The 17,087-nt window shown below is 51.5% G+C and carries 20 protein-coding genes; 8 read left to right on the forward strand and 12 right to left on the reverse strand.

Translation table 11 applies throughout. The features are described from left to right. Positions 1 to 27: 27 nt before the first annotated feature. From sapF to sapA, 5 genes are read right to left on the reverse strand one after another with little or no spacing between them, the layout of a single operon-like run. Positions 28 to 834 (reverse strand): peptide ABC transporter ATP-binding protein SapF, encoded by an 807-nt coding sequence (gene sapF, locus HV261_RS13695; protein WP_005126478.1) that lies wholly within the window; start codon positions 832 to 834, stop codon positions 28 to 30. 1 nt (position 835) lies between these two features. After that, on the reverse strand, positions 836 to 1,828 hold the full coding sequence (gene sapD, locus HV261_RS13700; RefSeq protein WP_003020556.1) for a peptide ABC transporter ATP-binding protein SapD: 993 nt from the start codon (positions 1,826 to 1,828) through the stop codon (positions 836 to 838). Beyond that, positions 1,828 to 2,718 (reverse strand): peptide ABC transporter permease SapC, encoded by an 891-nt coding sequence (gene sapC / locus HV261_RS13705; protein WP_005126480.1) that lies wholly within the window; start codon positions 2,716 to 2,718, stop codon positions 1,828 to 1,830. Before sapC ends, sapD begins: the two co-directional genes overlap by 1 nt. Continuing rightward, a complete protein-coding gene (sapB, locus tag HV261_RS13710) occupies positions 2,705 to 3,670 on the reverse strand; it encodes a peptide ABC transporter permease SapB (RefSeq protein WP_202038529.1) in 966 nt (321 codons plus the stop codon). Before sapB ends, sapC begins: the two co-directional genes overlap by 14 nt. Next, complete coding sequence (gene sapA, locus HV261_RS13715) at positions 3,667 to 5,310, reverse strand: ABC transporter substrate-binding protein SapA (protein WP_202038530.1); 1,644 nt, start codon at positions 5,308 to 5,310, stop codon at positions 3,667 to 3,669. The genes sapB and sapA overlap by 4 nt, the downstream gene beginning before the upstream one ends. Positions 5,311 to 5,855: 545 nt before the next feature. Here sapA and HV261_RS13720 point away from each other — a divergent pair. Next, entirely contained in the window at positions 5,856 to 6,308 is a 453-nt protein-coding gene (locus HV261_RS13720) for an SgcJ/EcaC family oxidoreductase (RefSeq protein WP_202038531.1), read from the forward strand. A gap of 66 nt (positions 6,309 to 6,374) precedes the next feature. Here the strand turns inward: HV261_RS13720 and HV261_RS13725 are convergent, their stop codons facing one another. The 7 genes from HV261_RS13725 to pspF form a co-directional block, all read right to left on the reverse strand. Beyond that, positions 6,375 to 7,019, reverse strand: a complete 645-nt coding sequence (locus HV261_RS13725) for a quinolone resistance pentapeptide repeat protein QnrB98 (protein ID WP_149691965.1) — start codon at positions 7,017 to 7,019, stop codon at positions 6,375 to 6,377. Positions 7,020 to 7,094: 75 nt separating this feature from the next. Then, the gene (locus HV261_RS13730; RefSeq protein WP_202038532.1) at positions 7,095 to 7,736 is read right to left on the reverse strand and encodes a helix-turn-helix transcriptional regulator; all 642 of its coding nucleotides are present in this window, start codon (positions 7,734 to 7,736) and stop codon (positions 7,095 to 7,097) included. A 126-nt stretch (positions 7,737 to 7,862) separates the two neighbouring features. After that, positions 7,863 to 8,831 (reverse strand): threo-3-hydroxy-L-aspartate ammonia-lyase, encoded by a 969-nt coding sequence (locus HV261_RS13735; RefSeq protein ID WP_202038533.1) that lies wholly within the window; start codon positions 8,829 to 8,831, stop codon positions 7,863 to 7,865. A 26-nt stretch (positions 8,832 to 8,857) separates the two neighbouring features. Then, entirely contained in the window at positions 8,858 to 9,253 is a 396-nt protein-coding gene (locus tag HV261_RS13740; RefSeq protein ID WP_202038534.1) for a RidA family protein, read from the reverse strand. 374 nt (positions 9,254 to 9,627) lie between these two features. Next, positions 9,628 to 10,200 (reverse strand): TetR/AcrR family transcriptional regulator, encoded by a 573-nt coding sequence (locus HV261_RS13745; RefSeq protein ID WP_137381739.1) that lies wholly within the window; start codon positions 10,198 to 10,200, stop codon positions 9,628 to 9,630. Between the two features lie 85 nt (positions 10,201 to 10,285). Next, positions 10,286 to 11,149: an arginase family protein gene (locus HV261_RS13750; RefSeq protein ID WP_202038535.1), complete on the reverse strand. Its 864-nt coding sequence runs from the start codon at positions 11,147 to 11,149 to the stop codon at positions 10,286 to 10,288. 213 nt (positions 11,150 to 11,362) lie between these two features. Beyond that, complete coding sequence (gene pspF, locus HV261_RS13755; protein WP_202038536.1) at positions 11,363 to 12,352, reverse strand: phage shock protein operon transcriptional activator; 990 nt, start codon at positions 12,350 to 12,352, stop codon at positions 11,363 to 11,365. Between the two features lie 155 nt (positions 12,353 to 12,507). Between pspF and pspA the strand changes: the two genes are divergently transcribed. The 7 genes from pspA to HV261_RS13790 all read left to right on the forward strand — a co-directional run bounded on the left by pspA (position 12,508) and on the right by HV261_RS13790 (position 17,036). Next, complete coding sequence (gene pspA, locus HV261_RS13760; protein WP_003020532.1) at positions 12,508 to 13,176, forward strand: phage shock protein PspA; 669 nt, start codon at positions 12,508 to 12,510, stop codon at positions 13,174 to 13,176. A gap of 54 nt (positions 13,177 to 13,230) precedes the next feature. Then, positions 13,231 to 13,455, forward strand: a complete 225-nt coding sequence (gene pspB / locus HV261_RS13765) for an envelope stress response membrane protein PspB (protein ID WP_048211519.1) — start codon at positions 13,231 to 13,233, stop codon at positions 13,453 to 13,455. Continuing rightward, positions 13,455 to 13,814, forward strand: a complete 360-nt coding sequence (gene pspC / locus HV261_RS13770) for an envelope stress response membrane protein PspC (protein WP_137381742.1) — start codon at positions 13,455 to 13,457, stop codon at positions 13,812 to 13,814. The genes pspB and pspC overlap by 1 nt, the downstream gene beginning before the upstream one ends. 8 nt (positions 13,815 to 13,822) lie before the next feature. Then, positions 13,823 to 14,044 (forward strand): phage shock protein PspD, encoded by a 222-nt coding sequence (gene pspD / locus HV261_RS13775; protein WP_137381743.1) that lies wholly within the window; start codon positions 13,823 to 13,825, stop codon positions 14,042 to 14,044. A 76-nt stretch (positions 14,045 to 14,120) separates the two neighbouring features. Beyond that, on the forward strand, positions 14,121 to 14,438 hold the full coding sequence (pspE, locus tag HV261_RS13780; protein ID WP_202038537.1) for a thiosulfate sulfurtransferase PspE: 318 nt from the start codon (positions 14,121 to 14,123) through the stop codon (positions 14,436 to 14,438). Between the two features lie 142 nt (positions 14,439 to 14,580). Beyond that, complete coding sequence (locus HV261_RS13785; RefSeq protein ID WP_202038538.1) at positions 14,581 to 15,978, forward strand: YcjX family GTP-binding protein; 1,398 nt, start codon at positions 14,581 to 14,583, stop codon at positions 15,976 to 15,978. Beyond that, the gene (locus tag HV261_RS13790) at positions 15,975 to 17,036 is read left to right on the forward strand and encodes a TIGR01620 family protein (RefSeq protein ID WP_202038539.1); all 1,062 of its coding nucleotides are present in this window, start codon (positions 15,975 to 15,977) and stop codon (positions 17,034 to 17,036) included. Before HV261_RS13785 ends, HV261_RS13790 begins: the two co-directional genes overlap by 4 nt. Positions 17,037 to 17,087 lie beyond the last annotated feature (51 nt).

Genomic DNA, 17,087 nt, shown 5'->3' on the forward strand with positions numbered 1-17,087 from the left:
CTCCCGTCCTGGTGGGCTATTATTTCATTAACGATCTTTCCGCCAGGCATCGGCGGTAAGCGCCTCGCCAAAATGACCTGCAATCAGACGACGAGTCAGCTCATGCAGCGGAGAGGCCAGCACATCCGCCGTACTGCCGCGCTCGACAACTTCGCCCTGATGCATGACTAACACCTGGTCGCTGATGTGTTTCATCATCCCAATGTGTTGGGTCACATAGATATACGAAATCCCCTGTTTTTCCTGTAATTCCAGCATCAGGTTGATGAGCTGCGATCGCATCGACATATCCAGAGAGGCTAGCGCTTCGTCAGCGATAATCACTTTGGGGCGCAAAATCAGCGCACGGGCAAGTCCCAGGCGCTGTTTTTGCCCTGGCGCAAGCATATGCGGATAGTAGCTAACATGATCGGGTAGCAGACCCACCATACGCATGGTTTCCACAATCTGTTTGCGGCGCTGTTCTGGCTCCAGATCGGTATTCAGGCGTAACGGAAAATCGAGGATCTGCGAAATACGTTGGCGCGGATTAAGCGACGTGGACGGATCCTGGAAAATCATACGAATACGCTGACTACGAAATGAATAATCGCCATATTTTAGCGGATGATCGTCAATCAGCAGCTCGCCGCTGCTCGGTTCAACCATCCCAGCCAGCATTTTTGCCAGCGTGGACTTGCCTGAACCGTTCTCGCCAATAATGGCGAGCGTCTGGCGTTCACGCAGCGTAAAGCTAAGCGGTTTAACGGCTTCGACGGTCTGGCGGCGAAATAATCCCGTCCGGTAGCGAAAGGTTTTGCTCAGATTGCGAACTTCGAGCAGGGTTTCTACCATCTCACTCTCTCTCCATGTTCAGGGGGAAATGACAGGCGTAGAGATGATTCTTTGCTCCGGTCAGTCTTGGGGTTTCAATGCATTCGCGCTGCGCATAAGGGCAACGCGGCCCCAGACGACAACCGATAGGCAACTGTTCTAACAACGGAATTGCTCCTGGCATGGTATTCAGGCGGCTTTTATGCGGCATTGCGCTACCAAAATCAGGAATGGCGCGAATCAACGCTTGCGTATAAGGGTGATGGGGTATCGTCACCAAATCTTTACTGGGCGCGGTTTCCACCGTTTGTCCGCAGTACATTACGTTGATTTTGTCTGCCCATTGGCTGAGCATTTGCAGGTCATGGCTGATCAACAAAATGGTGGTATTGCTGTTTTGATTCAGTCGGGTCAGCAGACGAAAAATTTGCGCCTGGGTTGTGGGTTCCATCGCATTGGTGGGTTCATCTGCAATCAGCAGGCGAGGTTGGTTTGCCAGTGCAATGGCGATCATGACCTTCTGGCACTCGCCGTCGGTCAGTTCATAAGGGAAACTGCGCATTGCATCTTTATGATCTTTGATCCCAACGCGGTGTAGCAGTTCAATCGCGCGACGTTTGCGCCAGCCAATACGTTGCCACCAGCGCCCCTTGTATGTCCAGGCGGGAATGTTTTGCATCAGTTGGCGTCCAATACGTTCGGACGGATCCAGACAAGACTGCGGCTCCTGAAAGATCATGGACACGTTATGGCCTACAAGCTTACGTCGCTCGCGGGCGGAAAGGCGCAACAGGTCGATATCATCAAAACGCATGCGGTCCGCGGTAACGCGCCAGTTATCTTTGGCGACGCCGCAGATGGCCTTAGCGATCAAACTTTTACCTGAACCCGATTCACCGACCAGTCCACGGATCTCACCTTCGTTTAGCGTCATGCTGACGCGGTCAACCGCTTTCACCCAGTCGTCACCGGTCCTGAACTCGATAGTCAGGTTGCGGATATCCAGTAATGGCATTATTCCACCCCCGCAATAATTGCGCGGCGTACGCCGTCACCTAACAGGTTTACCAGCAGCACACTTATCATAATTGCCGCTCCGGGCAGCATGACTGTCCACGGCGCAACATAGATCAACTCCAGCGCATCGCCGAGCATGGCACCCCATTCTGGGGAGGGCAGTTGTGCGCCGAGATCAAGGAAGCCCAGGGCGGCGATATCCAGAATCGCCATTGACAGTGCTCGGGTGATTTCAGTGATAAGACCGGCAGTGATATTCGGCAGAATCGCGAACCACAGGATATTGAGCGTGCTCGCGCCATCCAGACGAGCGGCAATGACATACTCTTTTTCCAGCTCGTCATGCACCATGCTGTAGACGGAGCGCACCATACGCGGCAGTAAAGCCAGCCAGACGGCGAACATCGCATGCGTCAGATGTGGCCCGGCAAAAGCCACCACAATAATGGCCAGCAGTAGCGATGGAATTGACAGCAGGGTGTCCAGAATATGGTTCAGCACCGCTGAACGTAGTCCGTGCGTTGCCCCGGCAACCACGCCCAGCAACAGACCGCAGAGTGTGGCGGCGAGGGTAACGACAAACGCGCCGCCAACGGTCGGGGCCGCGCCGCTGAGCAGACGACTTAATACGTCGCGGCCCAGATCGTCGGTCCCGAGGAAGAATGACACTTCGCCATAACGTGACCAGGACGGTGGCAACAGTTGGTAGCCAAGAAATTGCTGATCGATGCCGTAAGGGGCAAACCAGCCACCAAACACACACAGAATGACCAGTCCCGCACAACCGTACAGACCCACCATCGCAGAAGCATCACCATAAAAATTACGCCACGCGGTGCGTAGCGTTCCGGGCGGGCGCTTCTCGCTATATACGCTATCGTAAGGCATACCATTCCTTATGTTTCAGAGGGTTAGCCATAGCACCCAAAATATCAGAGATGACGTTAACGATAATAACCAGGGAGCCAATCACCATCACACCCGCCGAAATAGCGGCGTAGTCTTGCTGGCGAATCGCGTTAATCAACCAACGCCCCAGCCCTGGCCAGCTAAAGACCATCTCGGTGATCATCGCCAGCGTCAGCATGGTGGAAAACTGTAATCCAAGACGAGGAATGACCGGCGGAAGGGCGTTGTGCAATACGTGGCGACGCAGAATGGTGAAGCGTGACAAACCGCGCGTGGCTGCCGCTTTAACATAGTTCTGATCGAAGACCTCAATGGTGCTGATACGCATCAGACGGATGACCTCCGTCGTGGGCGCGACAGAAAGCGTCAATACCGGAAGCACCATATGACGGATTGCGCTGACCAACATTTCGTCGCGCCAGGGGGAGTCAGAGATCCATGCATCAATAATGGCGAAACCGGTCACCGGTTTTACTTCGTAAAGCAAATCGAAACGTCCCGAAACGGGTAACCAGCCTAGAGTCAGTGAGAAGAGGAGCGTCAGCAGCAGCGCCAGCCAAAAAACGGGAATGGAAAACCCCATCAGAGCCAATGCGCTGATGCAGCGATCCTGCCATTTATTACGTGTGATGCCGGCCAGCATACCAACGGGGATCCCGACCATCAGCGCAAACCCAAAGGCCAGAATACACAGCTCCATCGTGGCTGGGAAAACCTCTTTCAGCTGTTCTGAGATTAACTGACCGTTAATACTGGAAACGCCAAAATCCCAGTGAATCAGACCGTTGAACCAGAATATCCAGGCGTTCCACAGCGATGCGCCTTGTAACGGCGCATGGGGGGTGAAGTAGCTCAGGCTGAACCCAATGAATGTCAGGAAGAACAGGGTGACCAGCAGCAATAAGAAGCGGCGCAGGGTGAAGATAATCATGGTTTTTTCACCTCATCAGTCTTTTCCCTGGAAACGCCGGCAAAGGAGGCATTCCCGAACGGACTTAGCACCAGACCTTTGATGTCATAGCGGTAAGCCTGTAGACGCAATGATGAGGCCAACGGCAGGATCGGCAACTCTTGCGCCAGGATATTTTGTGCTTCGTCATAGGCGTCAATACGTGAGGAGAGCTGCTGCGAAGACAATGCCTTGCGCAGTATGCTGTCGAACTGCGGATTACACCAGTGCGCGAAGTTGGTCTGTGAGTTGATGGCGGCACAACTGAGCAGCGGTCGGAAAAAGCTGTCAGGATCGTTACTGTCCGTCGCCCAACCGGATAACGTCAGATCATGGTTCATATCCATTAATCGCGCCTCCTGAAAACGACCTTCAACCGGGATGATCTTCACTTTCACACCCACCTGCGCCATATCTGCCTGGATCAGTTCCGCTGTTTTCAGCGGACTCGGGTTCCAGGCCTGAGAGCTGGTCGGGACCCACAGTTGCAACGTCAGGTTCTCCAGTCCCAGTGCTTTTAACTGCTCACGGGATTTAGCCGGGTTGTATTCAGTAATCTTAGCTTCGTTGTCATAAGCCCACGAGGCGCGGGGCAAAATAGATGCTGCAGTTTCTGCCGTACCGTAGTAGATAGACTGCATCAGACGCTGGTTGTTAATGGCCAGCGCCAGCGCATGCCGCACTGCAGGGTTATCCAGCGGCGGCTTATTGGTGTTGAATGCCAGATAGGCAATGTTCATTCCAGGGCGCAGCGTCAGGCGCAAACGTGGGTCATCACGTAAAATGGTGAGCTGACTGGCCGCGGGCCAGGCCAGAACGTCGCACTCCCCGGTCAGGAGTTTTGATAACCGTCCGGTTCCGCCTGAACCGAGATCCACAACGACCTGTGGCATCAGGGGCGTGCCGCGCCAGAATTTTTCGTGGCGTTGTAGCCGAATATATTGTCCCGCGCGGTTTTCTGAAAGCAGGAACGGTCCGGTGCCGACGGGCTGCCTGTCGAGTAATTCCTGGCGATCCTGTTTGGCCAGTTGTGTGGCATATTCAGCCGACATTACGGAGGCATAGTGTGTCGCCAGATGCCACAGGAAGGAGGCATCTGGCTGAGTCAGACGAAATTCAACCGTGTTGTTATCCAGTTTACGCACGCTTTGCACGTTGTCAGCGAATTGCAGGCTATCGAAGTAGGGAAAGCTGCTGCCATTGACGTTGTGCCACGGATGGTGGCGGTCAAAGATGCGCTCGAAGGTAAACACCACATCGTCTGCATTTAGCTTACGGGTTGGCGTAAACCAGGCCGTCTTTTGAAACGAGACGTCGCGGCGCAAGTGGAAACGGTAGGTTGCGCCGTTGTCCAGCACTTCCCAGCTCTCAGCCAGTTCTGGCACCAGTCGGTAGGTGTACGGGTCCACATCAAGCAGCCGGTCATAGAGTTGGGCAGCCAGGGTGTCGACAATCAGGCCGCTGCTCGCTTTCTGTGGGTTGAATGTATTGACTTGCCCGCTGACGCAATAGACGAAGCCGCTGTCACGAATATCAGCGTGCGTGGTCTGCAGAGGCGCGGCAACAGCCTGACCACTCAGAAGTCCAGCCATCACGATCAGAGTTGATAAAACCAGGCGCATAATTTTAAGGGACTATGAATAAAGAAGCTATCTTACTAATATTTAATGACATTCGCCATTACCGTTTGAGTTTGGGGGCAACCATACAGTTAGTTGCAAATTCAACGTTGCGGCCTGGTCAATATTCATACCAGCGCTCCACTTTGAATATAACTCATAAACTATCTTAGCATTTTCATGCCTCATCTGACCCGTAATAAACAAAGCGCGAGCCTCGTGAGGGTACAGCTATGCCAAATTTGTGCTCTGGAGTGTTGCAAGTGCCGAAACTTAAGGAAGGGATAGCGTTAAAGAGAATCTGGAAGGGGACAGAAATCATATGCATGCTGAACTATAATCATTCAGGTAGTGGTTTATGTTAATTACAGAGCGATAATGCCAAAATATCTAATTATTTCATCGTATTACTTATTCATTTTTTCTGACGTCTTTATTTTCTACTCCCGGCGTATGTTAATGGTTTCTATTGGTTATTACAGGTGATTTGACTATCCGGTTATCAATGACCTTCTTGTGGACATCTAACCATTAATGGAATGATTACTATGAAGAAATTACTTGGTTTTGCTGTTTCACTGATCCTGTTATCGGGCCCCGTTTTTGCGACTCCGGCTCCAGAATGTGTGAAGGTGGACAAAGCACAAATCGAAGCGCTATTCGACAAGTGGAATGAATCACTGAAAACGGGTAACGCGAAGACGGTATCCGAAAATTATCTTAGTGATGCCGTATTACTTCCCACGGTATCGAATAAAGCCCGGTTAACAGATGCTGAACGTGAGGATTATTTTGAACATTTCCTGGCGAAGAAACCGACCGGGAAAATTGACAGTCGAACTATTCGCCTTGGCTGTAATAAGGCGATTGATGCTGGTACTTATACCTTCACCTTCGCAGATAAATCGACCGTTTCGGCCCGTTATACGTTTACTTACGCGTGGGATGGGAAGGCGTGGAAAATTTCCACCCACCATTCTTCAGCAATGCCTGAGGGGTAACAGAACAGATACACAGGGGCGGGGATTCACCGCTCCCTGGTGTATTGCGGGCTTGCTTAGCCTGGGCTAACCGATAATGGCAATCCCAAGCCGTTCCATGATCAAAGAGGCCTGGTAGCTATCTATCTTAACGCCTTGTAAATCGACGCCCCGAACATCTAAATCACCCAATTCAGAATTGGTCAGATCGCAATGCGTGAAGTTCGCAGCTCGCCAGTCGAACGACGTAAACTCACCACCAGAGAGATCGGAGCCGCTAAATGTTGCGCCGAGTATCTGCGTGCCAATCCAGCGGTTTTCCCATAGCTCACACTTTTCTAACACGACTTTTGAAAAATTGGCGTAGCTCAGGTTAGTGTTGGTGATATATGCGCTGCAGAACCAGGTGCGCGTGGTTATCATATTCATAAAACTTGCGCCGCGAAAATCCGCACCTTGAGCGCGGCATCCACGGATTTCAACACCCAATGCGCTGACATTCCTGAAGTCTGCCATTGATAAATCACAGCTTTTAAAGATGGCATCCTTCAGGATGGCCCGGCTGAAATGACACCCTTTTTGGCTCTCACGGTCGTAAAACTGACAACCGATAAATTCAGTGCCACTAAGGTCGGTGCCAGAAAAGTCGCAGTTAAAAAACGTGCTGTTTTCAATTTTCGCCCCGGTAAAGCGGTTCCTGTCAATTTTTTCGCCCACTAACGCTAGAGTCATAATGCTAATCCTGTTTTTTTATACAGTACTTGCATCATGGTAAACTGATTCCCGTCCTCGCGTCAAACGACCAACTTATTCGCCGGTAGCGTTAGACTGACGGGCGTACAGGTAGGCGGTTGCTCTGGACACGCCCAGATGCTGCGCCACCGTATCCATGGATTTTCGTACGTTCAGTAAACCTTCTTTACGCAATTGTTGAATCAGTACCTTTCTGTCTTCTGTTTTTAACGCTCGCGCCGTTGTTGCACGTTTAGCGGCAAAGTCATCAATACGCTGGCGAATCACTTCATTACTGCCAGGGTCGAGGTGTTCGCTGACAGGCGAGCACTCGGTTTCAGTAAACCGTGCCAGCGCACTCTGCATCCCGCGAAATAGCGTCATATCAACATTCAGGCATAGCGCTGCGACGTATTTGCCTTGTTCGTCTTTGATACCAATAGAGGTGCTTTTTACCGGGCGACCATCCGCAAACTGATTGCTGTAGTTGGCAACGATGTTGGGAAAATCAGCTGATGCGATCCGCGCCAGCCCAAGCTCCGTTGCGGGCTGGCCAGCTTTGCGGCCGGACAGATTATTGTGTATGGACAAGATCGCATGCTCAGGGTTCTTGAGGTCATGAACCACAACCTCGCAAAACGGAGAGAAGGTGTCGCTCAGTCCTTTGGCGATGATATCAATTTGATTGAGTAGCGAGTTATCGTTGGTTTTTGGCATGCCAGTCTCCTGCAGTGATGCCTGTTGCCATTATGGCGGCCAGTTTACAGCGTCCTGGGGCTTCTTTTCCAGACTGGAACAGGCGCATAGCGATAAGGTATCCGCACCGCAGATACCTTAATGAGATTACCCGGCAAGAAATTCACTGTAGCGGCTGATATCAACATTGCCACCACTGATGATAATGCCGATTTTCTTTCCTCTAAGGTCCGCTTTTCGTGCTCTTGCGGCGGCAAAACCAAGACAGCCCGTTGGCTCCACGACCATTTTCATTCGTTCCGCGATAAATTTCATTGCGGCAATTAATTCATCATCTGAAACCGTCAGAATATCGTTAACATGTTTCTGGATCAGTGGAAAAGTATGCTGTCCAAGATGTTGGGTTTGCGCGCCATCAGCAATGGTTTTCGGCGTATCGATATGCACAATTTTGCCACTGCGAAACGACTGTTGACCGTCGTTGCCTGCCTCAGGCTCTACACCATAGATAAGACAGTCAGGGGACAAGTGTCGTGCGGCCAGTGCGGAACCCGATAGCAGACCGCCACCGCCCAGACAAACAAAAAGGGCATCCAGAGCACCAACTTCTTCAATCAATTCTTTCGTGGCGGTACCCTGGCCTGCAATAACGTGTGGGTGATCGTAAGGTGGGATCAGCGTCAGTCCCTGTTTTTCTGCCAGATCCCGGCCAATTTTTTCACGATCTTCAGTGTAACGGTCGTACATCACGACATGTCCGCCATATCCTTTCGTGGCAGCAACTTTAGCGGCTGGCGCGTCGTGCGGCATGATAATTGTCGCCGGAATACCCAGCAATTTTGCGGACAGGGCAATTGCCTGAGCATGGTTTCCGGATGAAAAAGCCACAACGCCGGCGGCTCGCTGCTGTGGCGTAAACTGGCGCAAAGCATTCATCGCGCCGCGAAACTTAAATGCCCCCATCCGCTGGAAGTTTTCGCATTTAAAGAAAACGTCAGCGCCAAACTCTTCATTCACCGTTCGTGATGTCATAACCGGTGTCTTGTTAGCATAACCTGCGATGCGCTCAGCGGCCGCGGCAACATCGTGGTAATCAGGTAGTGTCATTTCAGTCATTGTTTTTCACCTGTAGCAGTTAAAAGTCACACTTGTTGTGCTAACGCGATGGCTTCAATTTCTACGGCAAAGCCATAATGAAGCTCTGCAACGCCAGCGACAGCACGGGCTGGACGGGAATCACCAATCCATTCGCCGTAGATCCGATTAAACGTCGGCCACTGCTTAATGTCCGTGACATAGACGCGTACCGATACCAGTTGCTGACGAGCAACGCCGGCTCCTGCCAGGCAAGCATCAACATTCTGGAGAGCCAGTCTGGTCTGTTCTTCAAAAGACGCATCCGCTTTTCTTTCGCCATTAGCCGTGACAGGTAGCTGTCCGGAAATGAAAACGAATCCTCCGGCAGTCACACTATGTGAATAATGGCCTGCTGGCGGGAAGCTATCCGTCGTTGTGTTCAGGGTAATATTGGTGGGCATGGTTCAGTCTCCGGCTTAAGTAGTAATGATTCATTTAGTATAAAACAATACTGTTTGTATTATTCTATACACCATCGTCATCCAGGTATCCAGTCTCTTTTTTCAGCGACACGGCCCTGTGAGCGACGTAAAACGCTCGGCATATCCGCTGAAATACTTGTATAACGTTAGGGTTTTTGGCTGTAAGGTCGGGTAGGAATGATGAGATCGCAGAAATGATTTTTTGCTGTTACTCGTGGTCGGGAGCTCAGATGCAATTCACCGTTAAATGTATAAGTTGATACATAATGTATTGGTATTTTCGATGCCCGTAATGCCCACTTCTGGCGCGAAGTGGGCAGGGAAAAGATCAGAAAGCAGGCGAGGGAAGTATTTTATTTGAGCAACTTTGACATTAAATCAGGGAATGCAGGTACATCTGTGGCCAATGAAAACGCAGGGTTAATAGCCTTACGGGCAATCAGCCCGTCAATAAATGCAAACAGAATGATGGTGATCGCTTCCGGGTCAATATCCCGACGAAACTCTCCTGCGGCGATACCTTGCGCAATTATTCCCGCAATGCTTTGCCGCATGATGTTATCACTGGCGATAAACGCTTCCCTGAGCTCCGGGTTGCGTGCCGATTCGGCCATGATTTCTACCCAAAGGTGGTGCGTGACAGGGTAACCGACATCGCTAATGCAAGAAACGACCTGCTTGCAAAGGCGATCAAAAAACGATCCGCTACAGGGCTCATTATGGGCAGCCAGCGCAGTGTTTTGCTCTTCCAGAACGATTGCCCGTATAAGCTCATCCTTACTTTTGAAGTAAGTGTACATGGCTCCCTGGCTGATACCTGCACGCGTGGAAATTTCGCGCACGCTGGTAGCACTGAATCCTTTCTCAGCAAAACAGGCAGCCGCAGCGGTAATCAGCTTATGGTAGGTTTCAGTATTCTTTAGCATATCGACCTTTATCTTTGAATCTATGGCGAAACTTTACCGTGCTTTGAGGCCTGGAACCAGCGATGAGATTTATCGATATCTTGCGTTACTTCATGAGAGGTAATGCGCTGAGCATATTCTTGAGATTCACCATATCCCACGGCAGATGTTCAGCAATGGTAAGCCCGACCGCCTCGGCGTTTGCCGTGGCAAGATTAACCAGTTTAAGCACCTCTTCAATAGTCAGTTTACCCTCGGCCACATCGCCAAAATCATGTTCCCCTCGGCCTGGTTTGGCGAACAAAACAGAACGGAAAAGTGACGGGTCCAGAACATCCAGATCAATATGAATCGCCAGATATTCAATGTGCTCGCGGGCAATCCACGCCATAACCTCGTTAGCACTAGTTTTGACATCATCAGGGCCAGCCGTCGCAATCCGCTGATGCGCCAGATAGTCGCTTTCGTATTTAAGCGGATCGTGAATACCGGCAATCATAATTTTTGACGGAGAAACCTTGTGTGTGACGTGGTCCACTAAATCTTTATCGCCCGTGCCGATCAGCGCGCCAAGAACATGGGCATGCGCATTTGGATACTGTTCAGCCGTCTGCACGTCGGGGTGAGAGTCGATCCACAGCACGCCCAGCTTATCACCGTACTTATGCAGCAGATGCGCGAAGGGCACCAAAGAAACCAGGCAGTCACCGCCCAATACGACAATCGCGTCGGGATCGTGTTTTTCAATACGCGTCGCGGCATCGTTCAACTGTTTAAGGATCTGTGGTTTACCAGTAATGCCATCGATTACACCCAGCGGTTCACTTTCTGGTAAAGCAACGGGAACATCCTCGACGGGGCCTTTTGCTTCAGGCGAGAGAAAGGACAACAGAAGTGATCCGAGATGATAGGGGGGATTGTTGCCTCCCTGCCACTGGGGGAATGAAAGTCGAAGCGTTTTTTTGGCCATAATTTACCTGCCGTCAGTTTCTAAAGAGGAGCGTCAAGGCGTATCCGTGTTGGTCGCCTTGTGATGATTATATGAATGAACATTCATTCATTGCAAGGCAGTATGAAACTTATGCAAGAATGGTGATATGCGGGAACCGTTAAACGGTACTATTTCAATGTGCGTTGTGGAGGATTTTGCACATGAAGGCGCTTAACGGTCGGTAATGCATCGCTAAATCTGGTGTTTTTTAAGCAACGCACGTAGCTGATGGTATGTCAGCCCCAGCAGTTCGGCGGCCTTTTTCTGGTTGAATTTTGCCTGTTGTAGGCTGGTTTGCAGAAACGTCTTTTCTTGCTGCTGCTGGAATGCGCGGAGATCCAGCGGTAACGTTGCCGCTGTAGGGGGGGGGTCCTGCTGCTGAACGTCTGTGGTGTGGCGCTTAAACGGATCTATCACTACCTCGTCCAGCGGATATTCGCTGGTACCATGGCGGTATACCGAGCGTTCAACAACGTTTTTCAATTCACGGATATTACCCGGCCAGCGATAGTGGAGAAGTGTTTCTCTGGCTTGTGCGCTAAAACCGGGAAACAGCGGTAATCCAATCTCGCGACACATTTGAATCGCAAAATGTTCGGCCATCAACATGATGTCGCTTTTACGCTCCCGTAAAGGTGGAAGTTGCACGACATCAAAGGCCAGTCGATCCAACAGGTCTGCGCGGAAAGTACCTTCACTGACCATTCCTGGTAAGTCGGCATTGGTGGCACAGACCAGGCGCACGTTAACCTGTAGCGGCTGGCTACCGCCTACGCGCTCGAGTTCTCCATACTCAATAACGCGCAGTAATTTCTCCTGTACCAGCATCGGCGCAGTTGCCAGTTCATCAAGAAAAAGTGTGCCACCGTCGGCACGCTCGAAGCGACCAGGATGGCGTTTTTGCGCCCCGGTAAAAGCGCCAGCTTCGTGGCCGAAGAGTTCGGAATCGAGTAAATTTTCGTTCAGCGCCGCACAATTAAGCGAAATAAACGGTCCTTGCCAGCGCGTGGAAAGGTAGTGCAGACGGTTGGCGATTAGCTCTTTTCCTGTGCCACGCTCACCGATAACCAGCACGGGTTTTTCCAGAGGGGCCAGATGGGAGACTTGTTCCAGCACTTCAATGAAGCTGTTTGCTTCTCCCAGAAGAGTATCTTTGTATCCTGCCATGATGAAATTCACCATTTGTTAGTGTTATTCACCAATTTACCCTAATTCTCTCGTCAGGTAAAATTAGATATTATCTTTAAAATCAATAAGATAAAAAGTTGGCACGACAAGTGCATTATGGAAGCAGCAGGGCATTGCCCGATATCAGAACAGTAAGTGAGGATTACATTATGGGTATTTTTTCTCGTTTTGCCGACATCGTGAACGCCAATATTAATGCGTTGCTGGAAAAGGCCGAAGATCCGCAGAAACTGGTGCGGTTGATGATTCAGGAAATGGAAGACACGCTGGTTGAGGTTCGATCTAACTCAGCGCGTGCACTGGCAGAAAAGAAACAGCTGTCCCGCCGGATTGAACAGGCCAGTGCGCAGCAGGCGGAGTGGCAGGAAAAAGCGGAGCTGGCGCTGCGTAAAGAGAAAGAAGATCTGGCGCGTTCTGCATTAATTGAAAAGCAGAAACTGACCGATTTAATTGCCTCTCTGGAACATGAAGTGACGCTGGTTGACGATACGCTGGCGCGGATGAAAAAAGAGATTGGTGAGCTGGAAAATAAACTCAGTGAAACCCGGGCTCGCCAGCAGGCATTGATGTTGCGTCATCAGGCGGCGAGTTCTTCCCGCGATGTCCGTCGTCAGTTGGATAGCGGCAAACTGGATGAAGCAATGGCCCGCTTTGAATCTTTTGAGCGCCGCATTGATCAGATGGAAGCGGAAGCCGAAAGCCATAACTTCGGTAAGCAAAAATCTCTGGATCAGCAATTTGCTGACCTGAAAGCAGATGATGAAATCAGCGAGCAGCTGGCGCAGCTTAAAGCCAAAATGCAGCAAGACAAGCAATAATAACTACTGGCGGCGCCCGAACGCGCCGCCGCTCATCACCTGTAAGGAGTACTCATGAGCGCGCTATTTCTGGCCATTCCGTTAACTATCTTTGTGCTGTTCGTTTTGCCGATCTGGCTGTGGCTGCATTACAGCAACCGTTCCAGCCGTGGTGAACTGTCGCAAAGCGATCAGCAACGTCTGGTAGAACTCAACAATGATGCACAGCGTATGCGTGAACGTATTCAGGCGCTGGAAGATATCCTTGATGCCGAACATCCAAACTGGAGGGACCGCTAATGGGGGGCGTTAACCTGAACAAAAAACTGTGGCGTATCCCGCAGCAGGGCATGGTTAAAGGGGTCTGTGCCGGTATTGCGCACTATCTTGATGTCCCCGTGAAGCTGGTAAGGATCCTGGTGGTACTGTCAGTCTTTTTTGGTCTGGCCTTTTTCACCGTAGTTGCCTACATCGTGTTGACGTTTGTGCTGGACCCAATGCCGGACAACGTCGCATCTGGCGAACAACAGCCATCGAGCGGAGAACTGCTGGATTCCGTCGATCGTGAACTGGCCGCGAGTGAAAAGCGTTTGCGTGAAATGGAGCGTTATGTGACATCGGATACCTTCACATTGCGCAGTCGTTTCCGTCAATTGTGAGGATTGAAATGAATAATCGCTGGCAACGAGCCGGGCAAAGGGTTAAGCCGGGCTTTAAAATAGCAGGCAAGCTGGTGCTTCTTACTGCACTTCGCTACGGCCCTGCGGGCGTTGCGGGGTGGGCGGTGAAATCCGTAGCCCGCCGTCCGTTAAAAATGTTGCTGGTGTTGGTACTGGAGCCCTTATTGAGCAAGGTTGCCAGGAAAATTTCCCAACGCTATAGCCAGTGATAGTACGCTCGCAATATTTCCTTAAGATCAAGTATATAGTGTTAGGTGACTTTCCATCATTTAACGGAACGATACTATGTTGAAAAAAAGCGTATTGGCGCTGGCGCTGGTCATCGGCATGCCGGTGTTTGCGGCGGAGCACTGGATTGATGTTCGTGTTCCTGAACAATATCAGCAGGAACACGTTCAGGGTGCCATCAACATCCCTTTAAAGGATTTGCAGGCACGAATTGCGGCAGAAGTCCCTGATAAGACCGACACCGTGAAGCTGTATTGCAACTCAGGTCGTCAATCCGGGATGGCAAAAGATATGCTGACCGGGATGGGCTATACACAGGTAACCAACGAAGGCGGTATCAGCGGGATTAATCTTCCTAAAGTAGAGAATAAATAATCCGCATGCTTTCTCTTAGCTAAAGGCGACATGAACGATGTCGCCTGATTTCTTTCAGGGAGTTGATAACTCAGTATTAAACCTTATGTTTACTCCCTGTTTGTTATAATTTCTTCGGTTCCTTCAGCATAACGGGATGGCGATGAAGCGACTTAAAAATGAACTCAACTCGCTGGTTAATCGCGGCGTAGATCGGCATCTGCGCCTGGCTGTCACCGGACTTAGCCGCAGCGGTAAAACGGCGTTTATTACCGCTATGGTAAACCAGTTACTCAATATTCATGCCGGTGCTCGTCTGCCGTTGCTCAGTTGTGTGCGTGAAGAGCGTCTGCTTGGCGTAAAGCGGGTTCCCCAGCGCGATTTTGGTATTCCGCGCTTTACCTATGACGAGGGACTGGCCCAGCTTTATGGCTCTCCGCCAACCTGGCCGACGCCGACGCGTGGCGTCAGTGAAATTCGCCTGGCGTTGCGCTACAAATCCAACGACTCTTTGCTGCGTCACTTTAAAGATACGTCCACGTTGTACCTGGAGATCGTCGATTATCCGGGGGAATGGCTGCTTGATTTACCAATGCTGGCCCAGGATTACCTTGGCTGGTCACGGCAAATGACCGGATTATTGCAGGGGCAGCGAGGTGAATGGTCGGCCAGATGGCGGCAGCTATGCGAGGGGCTTGATCCACTGGCGCCTGCTGACGAAAACCGTCTGGCGGAAATCGCCGCGGCGTGGACAGATTATCTGCATCAGTGCAAACAGCAGGGATTGCATTTTATTCAGCCCGGGCGCTTTGTGCTGCCGGGGGACATGGCTGGCGCACCTGCGCTGCAATTTTTCCCGTGGCCGGATGTTGATGCCTTTGGTGAGTCAAAACTGGCACAGGCGGATAAACATACCAACGCAGGCATGCTGCGCGACAGGTTTAATTACTACTGCGAAAAGGTCGTGAAAGGGTTCTACAAGAATCACTTCCTGCGCTTTGATCGCCAAATTGTGTTGGTCGATTGCCTGCAACCGCTTAACAGCGGACCACAAGCGTTTAACGATATGCGTCTGGCGCTGACACAACTGATGCAAAGCTTTCATTATGGGCAGCGCACGTTGTTCCGCCGGTTGTTCTCGCCGGTAATCGATAAGTTGCTGTTCGCTGCCACCAAGGCCGACCACGTTACGATCGATCAACATGCCAATATGGTGTCGTTGTTGCAGCAATTGATTCAGGATGCCTGGCAAAATGCTGCGTTTGAAGGCATCAGTATGGACTGTCTGGGACTGGCATCGGTGCAGGCAACCACCAGTGGGCTGATTGATGTGAAGGGCGAGAAGATCCCCGCGCTGCGCGGCAATCGTCTGAGCGATGGCGAGCCGTTGACCGTCTATCCGGGAGAAGTCCCTGCGCGTTTACCGGGCCAGGCTTTTTGGGATCGCCAGGGTTTCCAGTTTGAAGCCTTTCGCCCGCAGGTCATGGATGTGGATAAACCCTTACCGCATATTCGCCTGGATGCCGCGCTGGAGTTTTTAATAGGAGATAAATTGCGATGAGCGAGCCGTTAAAACCGCGTATCGATTTCTCAGGTCCACTGGAAGTGGAACCAAACACGGCATTTAAAGCACAGCAAATGTTCAACGATACCGAAGCGCAGACATTTTCTCCGGCGACAGTGGATGAGCCGCTGGAAGACGAAGGTCAGGCTGAAGCCGTTATTGATGCCGCGTTACGTCCTAAACGCAGCCTGTGGCGCAAAATGGTGATGGGCGGGCTGGCACTGTTTGGTATCAGTGTGGTTGCTCAGGGCGTGCAGTGGACGATGAACGCCTGGCAGACTCAGGACTGGGTCGCGTTGGGGGGCTGTGCTGCGGGCGCGCTGATTATTGGCGCAGGCGTGGGGTCGGTGGCAACCGAGTGGCGTCGGCTGTGGCGTTTACGTCAACGCGCGCACGAGCGTGATGAAGCGCGTGATCTGTTACACAGTCACGGAACCGGAAAAGGCCGCGCATTTTGTGAGAAGTTGGCGCAACAGGCGGGTATCGATCAGTCTCACCCTGCGCTACAACGCTGGTATGCCTCTATCCATGAAACGCAAAATGATCGGGAAGTTGTGAGCCTGTATGCCCACCTGGTGCAGCCAGTGCTGGATGCGCAAGCACGACGTGAGATCAGTCGTTCTGCGGCAGAATCCACGCTGATGATTGCGGTCAGCCCGTTAGCGTTGGTGGATATGGCGTTTATTGCCTGGCGAAATCTGCGGTTGATTAACCGTATAGCGACGCTGTATGGCATCGAACTCGGCTATTACAGCCGCCTGCGTCTGTTTCGTCTGGTACTGTTAAATATCGCTTTTGCCGGGGCCAGCGAGCTGGTGCGGGAAGTGGGGATGGACTGGATGTCGCAGGATTTAGCGGCCCGGTTATCCACGCGTGCCGCGCAGGGTATTGGCGCGGGCTTGTTAACCGCGCGTCTGGGGATTAAAGCGATGGAGCTGTGCCGTCCATTACCGTGGATTGATGATGATAAACCGCGACTGGGGGATTTCCGCCGTCAGTTGATCGGTCAGGTGAAAGAGACCTTACAAAAGAACAAATCCCCGCGTGAAAGTTGAGTAAAACGGGTGCCGATCGTATAACTTTACGCCCCGGCGCCCAATTTTCCA

It is taken from the genome of Citrobacter sp. RHBSTW-00671, from assembly GCF_014103415.1.
Taxonomy (GTDB): Bacteria; Pseudomonadota; Gammaproteobacteria; order Enterobacterales; family Enterobacteriaceae; genus Citrobacter.